The sequence below is a fragment of the Peribacillus muralis genome, from assembly GCF_001439925.1.
Lineage (GTDB): Bacteria > Bacillota > Bacilli > Bacillales > DSM-1321 > Peribacillus > Peribacillus muralis.
This window is the reverse complement of record NZ_LMBV01000001.1, coordinates 487061-493293: the sequence shown is the minus strand read 5'-3', so window position 1 is coordinate 493293 and position 6233 is coordinate 487061. Positions and strand designations below refer to the sequence as shown.

The 6233-nt window shown below is 36.1% G+C and carries 5 protein-coding genes; 1 reads left to right on the top strand and 4 read right to left on the bottom strand.

Annotation, left to right across the window (positions count from 1 at the left end; translation table 11 throughout):
* Positions 1-397: 397 nt before the first annotated feature.
* Complete coding sequence (locus tag ASU00_RS02370) at positions 398-835, top strand: hypothetical protein (protein ID WP_057911821.1); 438 nt, start codon at positions 398-400, stop codon at positions 833-835.
* Between the two features lie 419 nt (positions 836-1254).
* Here the strand turns inward: ASU00_RS02370 and ASU00_RS02365 are convergent, their stop codons facing one another.
* From ASU00_RS02365 to ASU00_RS02350, 4 genes are all read right to left on the bottom strand, one after another.
* Positions 1255-1659 carry a DUF6262 family protein gene (locus ASU00_RS02365; RefSeq protein ID WP_057911820.1) on the bottom strand — a complete coding sequence of 135 codons (405 nt, stop codon included), beginning with the start codon at positions 1657-1659 and terminating at the stop codon, positions 1255-1257.
* Complete coding sequence (locus ASU00_RS02360) at positions 1652-3658, bottom strand: tyrosine-type recombinase/integrase (RefSeq protein WP_057911819.1); 2007 nt, start codon at positions 3656-3658, stop codon at positions 1652-1654. The genes ASU00_RS02365 and ASU00_RS02360 overlap by 8 nt, the downstream gene beginning before the upstream one ends.
* On the bottom strand, positions 3648-4742 hold the full coding sequence (locus ASU00_RS02355; protein ID WP_057911818.1) for a tyrosine-type recombinase/integrase: 1095 nt from the start codon (positions 4740-4742) through the stop codon (positions 3648-3650). The genes ASU00_RS02360 and ASU00_RS02355 overlap by 11 nt, the downstream gene beginning before the upstream one ends.
* A 197-nt stretch (positions 4743-4939) precedes the next feature.
* Positions 4940-6202, bottom strand: coding sequence for a Y-family DNA polymerase (locus ASU00_RS02350; RefSeq protein WP_057911817.1), 1263 nt, complete (start codon positions 6200-6202; stop codon positions 4940-4942).
* Positions 6203-6233: the final 31 nt, after the last annotated feature.

Here is a 6233-nt window from a genome sequence, read left to right as displayed (position 1 = left end):
TGAGAGTAATAAAGGGAAGGATATATTTTTCTTTCCAGATGAAAAGCAGGCAATTGAAAAACTAAGTTTGGTGTAATCATTACTGATAAAGATAATTTTTTTTTTTTTATATCAAAGATAGTGAAAGGTTGTACTTTTTTATTCAATTAACAACATTAAAATTTAAAAGAGCCTATTCATTAAGCAAGATTGTGAAGAATTGTACTTAAACTAACGGGTGCGTTAGCTTGAGAACAATGGCTGCCATTTGGTGGCCTTTTTGCTTAATGAACTAAAGGGGCAGTATAGTTCCATAGGGTTTTATTCCTTTTTGGGTTAATTTAGCAACAAGTGAATTGAAACATCATTGATTCGGGAAACGTATAAGAAGAAACTATAAAAAAGGAATTGAAGGAAATTGGCACAGTATTTCTCTTTACTAATCTTGTCATTTGTAATGCTTGTGGGGATGTCGGCTTATTTTTGGCATTTTTATAAATTGAAAAAGAAAAACGGAGATTCATATAAGATACCGATCAAGGACATTCTTGGAGTCGCCTTTTTATTTCTCCTATCAGGATTCCTGTTTGTTTATTCTTTGTTAGACCTTCCTAACGTTTTAGCTGATAAGACGAAACAATATAAAGGGGATTGTGAGATCGTCATATTCGATATTACAAGAGGGGGACATACAGAGGCGAACTTTGGAAAACATAGCATTATGTTTCCTAAGAATTATCAGGGTGTAGAAGAAGGAAACTACTACTGTGAAGTGGAGTATTATTCACAAACTGAACAAGGAAAGTTATTGAGAGTTTATCAGTCAAAAGGCGGAATACTAATAAATGAAAAATAGTGATCCTTAATCAACTAACGAGTGCGTTAGTTGAATAAGAATAACTAAAAAAGTCGATTCCTTGAGATGGAAATCGGCTTTTTAAATAGGTGACATTTCCTTAGCGTTGTAAATCCGCATTTTCCTGACGCTACCCCAGGGAGAACAACCAAACATGGCGGGTGTCAATGGTAAATGTCTGACCGATTAAGGAATTGATACCTTATCTCTCCAAGAAGCTTACCCAAATTCATTTGGTTTGACGGTCTTCCAAACCGAATGGAATGGCACGTGCCGAGCGAGCCCCCAAGGGTTGGGGGTTCGCTCGATTGTTGAACAAGAAGTAAAAGGGCAATACATATTATCCATGTCTAATATGTATCGCCCTTTATTTTTTTGACTTTTTAAACAAATATTTTGAGTTGGAATGCTATCCCTAACTATATCTTGTCATAAATATTCCCTAGCTCAACTTTACGTGTTTCTTTTAGTTGTTTGTTTTCAAGTTCCAATTCCCGGATCTTTTGATTTAATTCACTTATTTTATTCTTTAATGCCTCAATAATGACATCTTTCGATGTTTCCGAGACACTTTTCTTATAATGGTTTAGAGACTTAATTCCTTCCTGTTCTTTTCGAAATGATTCAATTTTATTGCGATACTCTAATTCTTTATAAAGAAATGCTTTTGACACTTTGGCCACCTTTGAAACTGAATTAAAGTTAATTCTCACGTTCTCTTTATACATTTTTTTTAGAGCTTCATCCACACGTTCCTTCGTAATTATTTTCTTCTGTAATGCGTATGTTTTTAGTCCTTGAGTATTTGGATTTACATTAGCCATGTGGTCCTCCTTTTTTACGTTCAGAGCCTATATATTCTCTTCTCTCTTTTGATAGTCCCAAGATTTCAGTACCCTCAGATATTGAGTCACGTATCTCCTTGTATTTACTTATTTTTGGCTCTATTAATTCAATAGAGCGATAACGTCCACTTTTTTTATATAATTCTATATCCGATTCCATTTTTAAGATTTGACTATTGTAATAATCTAAAAACGTTTGATCTACATGAAAGCTTCGACAATTATTCTTTATACAAGGTGGTTCCAATGTTTGTTCTAAAAAATCACAATTAAGTTTCGGACTTTTTATACAAAAACCATGGTCTAGTCTTACGGAATCCATATTATGACGTATCCATTCTAACTCAAGACCATTTTCTTCAACTTGTTCACTTAAATCTGCATGTATAACCTCTCCATAAGGATTTAAACGAACTGCATTTTCGACTTTTTCCCATTCCTTACGGAGGGTGTTATCTAGTATTCTAGCGTAAGTTAGAGTCATCTCAGGGCTTGTATGTGCCATTAATTTTTGTACGTGGAGGATATTCATTCCATTATTTATTAAGGTTACGCCATATCGGTGCCGAAAGGCATGGTTTTTAAAATGATAAATAGAGCCATCCTTGTCTAATATGTTCATCTTCTGTGCCAACCGATTAAGGGCATTGCTCACTATTTTCTGTGATACAACTTTACCTTTATTTCTACCGGATAGCACAGGAAACAAAAACCTGTTAGGATTATCGTCCTCTTGAGAACGCGAAAGTACATACTCTTGCTGCATTTTTATAATAGTTACGATTTCCTCAGATATAGGAACAGTATGCTTTTCATGCCTAACTTTGCGTTGATCACCTATTAACCACCAGCCATCACTTTTGCAAATTAGACAATCATAATTTAATTGACATACATCTGAGACACGGAAGCCACTAGCCTCTAAAATAATAATTAATCTTGCAATTTCCGGTTCAAGAAGGTGTAAATATTGTTGTACTTGTTCCCAAATTTCATCTGGTACATGTTTAATATGGTCACTATAACGAATAAACTTTCTTTTAGGCATATCTTCCGGAAAAATCAATAGTTTGACCGGTATTGTCGGTGCTTCTTCCCATTCGTATCTCTGCATATATTCAATTAACCTTTTAACATTAGAAATACATTCTAAAATGTGTCTATTACTTGGTTTCCGATTTTTTGTGTAACTCCTGCCACCCATCTCAATATTTCTGACATACAAGAGAAACCGTTCGATATCCATTCGGGACAAATTGCGTAAATCTTCCCAAGTTGGGTGATCTTCAACAATAAAGTCAAAAAATAAGTACATTTTTTTCATAATATTTGTTGCTGTTGAGTAAGTAATTAACTGCTGAACAAGAAGGGTTTGATACATATACTCTTTGACCAGTTCTCGGAATATAGGCGGAATATTCTCAAAATTTATATGTTTATCTCTTCTAGACATATTAAATTCAATGCCTAACTTTTCAACATTCCAACAATCTTTTTTATATTCAGGTCGATCATCATAAAAATCTGTCCAAAATTTATAAAACTCATTATAAACACCTATGTACTTCGAAATACAATTTCTGCTACTTCCTTTTAAAGGTTTGTTGTTCTCAATTAGAAATTGTTTATATTTTTGAAAGGACTCTTGATACGGCATTTCTGTTATCGATTGGATATCTTTATGGTATGAGGAGATGAATTTCCAAACCCAAAGTAAATAATTGTATGTACCATTGCTGTAAGAGGAAAGAAGCCAATACTCATGAGACAAACCATAATACGAATAGTATTTCATTTGGTGCCTAATGCTTGAATTTTGAATTACCGTAAAATCAAATTTTGCTTTACCTACACCGCGTCCGAGTTTATCAGGATATGGAAAGTCTTTCACTTCCCAAATGTCAGCTGCCCAATAGTCCGTTAAATTAGGATCTATGATGCTATTAGAATTTAGTAATGTTACTACATTAGTTGTCATATAAGTCTCCTGTTTGTTTTTTTATTGCACTTTCCCAATGTTTTCGAATAGTCTCATCTGAAGGATGAACATACATTTGCATAGTTGTCTGAACATAAGCATGTCCTAAAAACTTTTGAATAGATGAAGCATCCATTCCATGCTCATGTAAGTTAGTTGCACATGTATGACGAAGCATATGGGCTGAAAAGTCAATACCAGTCTTTTTCCCTATTCTTCGCATTAAGGATTGAATTGTCCAATATTGTATTGGTTTTCCTTTATTTTTGCCTGATAAGTTAAAAAAAACAAAATTTGTATCTACCTCATCAGTATGATAATCAATTATATAATCTTGGAAAACATTCATTGTCTCCTTAGAAACATAAACCTTACGGTTTTCTCCGGCTACAGTTTTAGATTTTCTAACAAGAACACTATGATCATTAATATTAAAATCTTCTATCCATAAATTTATTACTTCGCTTGCTCTTAGACCCCCTTCGTACATTATTCTAATAATTAATTGGTCCCTAATGGTCTTACACGCTTTTTGAATCTGTGTTATCTGTTCCTCGGTTACAGTTTTAATTTTTCTTCTAGGTTCTTTAACTTTTAATACGTTCATTATTTGTAACTGCTTATCCGAAATGTGATTCAGAAAAGATTTATAAGAGTGCTTATGTACCTTTATTTCTTTCATTACTTTAGTTTTAAGATCTTTCTCGAAGCCATCTAATCTCATTAAATAATCATAAAAATTGATAACACAGCTAACAATTATATTTATAGATCGCTCACGTCTTTTCGCTTTTTCCCCATAAAGGTATTTAACTTTTCCATTTTGTTGCGGCATCCTCAACCAACCTATAAAACTTGCTAGTAAATTAAGATCAACTTCTTTATAGCTCTTATTGTGACTAAGTAGAAATTCCCAGTAAAGCTTTAAATGATAACAGTAGGATTTGAGTGTATTAGGAGCCTTTCCTAGACTATCAAGGTACTTTATATATTTCATTATTGGAATGACTGGCTCAATTTCATTAGCTAACACTATCCACCTTTTTTCCCCAGAAGGTATAACAACCTCTCTTACTATAACCATCTTGTTCCTCCATTTGATTAATCATTAATTACTATAAAGACTATATAGAAATACAATATTGATAATAAATAAACAACGATAAAAAAGAAGGAGAAGTATATCGTTATAAACGTTATAGCCTCCCCTATATTATAGTATTGTTTAGATACGACCTCGATCTCGAATCATTCTTTTCCCCTCCCTTCAAAATTTCAGCCTCACGCCTTATGCCCGCCAAGCAGCTTGCTTCGGTATACGGCTGTACCCGCTTCGGTATACGAAACGGCACGCAATAACGCTTTCGGCCCATATTTATGGCGAATTCGATCAACCGTGTAACTCAGCTCCCGCTTTTTCCAGCGCGACATATCAAATAAAGTCAGCTGCATCTCGTTATCGTCGACAATATTCGCGAGTGTGACCGCTATGCTGCGAACCGTTTTTTGCTTCTTATAGTTCTCATGGAAAAGCTCCAGGCACACTTTATACAGCTCCATCGTAATATTGGTCGGTTCGCTAATCGAACGCGAACGATGGAAGCCCCCGCCAAATTCATCCTTGCTGTAACCAATGCCCAGGCTGACCGTCCTTCCTGCTTTGTGATGGGTGCGTGCCCTTCTTCCGACTTCTTCGCAAATCTCCAGCATCACCTGCTTGATTTCATACTCTTCCTTATAATCCCGCAGCAGAATCTGACTTTTACCAAAGCTCACCTGTCCTTCAATAATCGGTGCCCCCAAATCCGATAAATCTATTCCCCACGCATGGTGGTAAAGCTGATTGCCCATAATTCCAAACTTCGCTTCAAGTAATTCAAGATCATAATTGGCAAGCTGCCCAACCGTAAATATTCCCATTCCATGAAGGGTTTTTTCCACACGCCTGCCGATACCCCACATTTCATGAAGCGGGGAAATTGGCCAAAGCTTATTGGGCACATCCTCATACGTCCATTCGGCGATCCCTTCATGCTTGGCTTCTAAATCCAAGCAAAGCTTAGCCATAAGCATGTTCGGACCAATTCCAATGGCACAGGGGAGCTGTAATTCCCTTTCGATTTCATCTCTTATCTTTTCAGCTATCATCCGGGCATCTCCCCATAAAGAAGCGGCCCCATCGACTTTCACAAAACTTTCATCCACACTATATACATGAATCGCTTCTTTGGGCACATAACGGTTGAACAATCGCGTAATTTCCGTCGAGACCCTTAAATAGGTAGCCATTTTCGGTTCAACGACGACAATCCTTGGATCATTCGGAATCTCAAACATCCGCGAACCCGTTTTGATGCCAAATTCCTTCTTCATCTTTGGAGAAGCGGCCAGCACAATGCTCCCCGTCCTCTGCAAATCACCAACCACCGCCAGGTAACACTCGAGCGGGTCCAAGCCAAGCATGACCGCTGAACAGCTTGCATAAAAGCTTTTCATATCGATACACATAATTGATTGTTTCGGCATCGTCCCATAATCCATCATCCATTCACCCTAACAAGAATATACGTTCGCT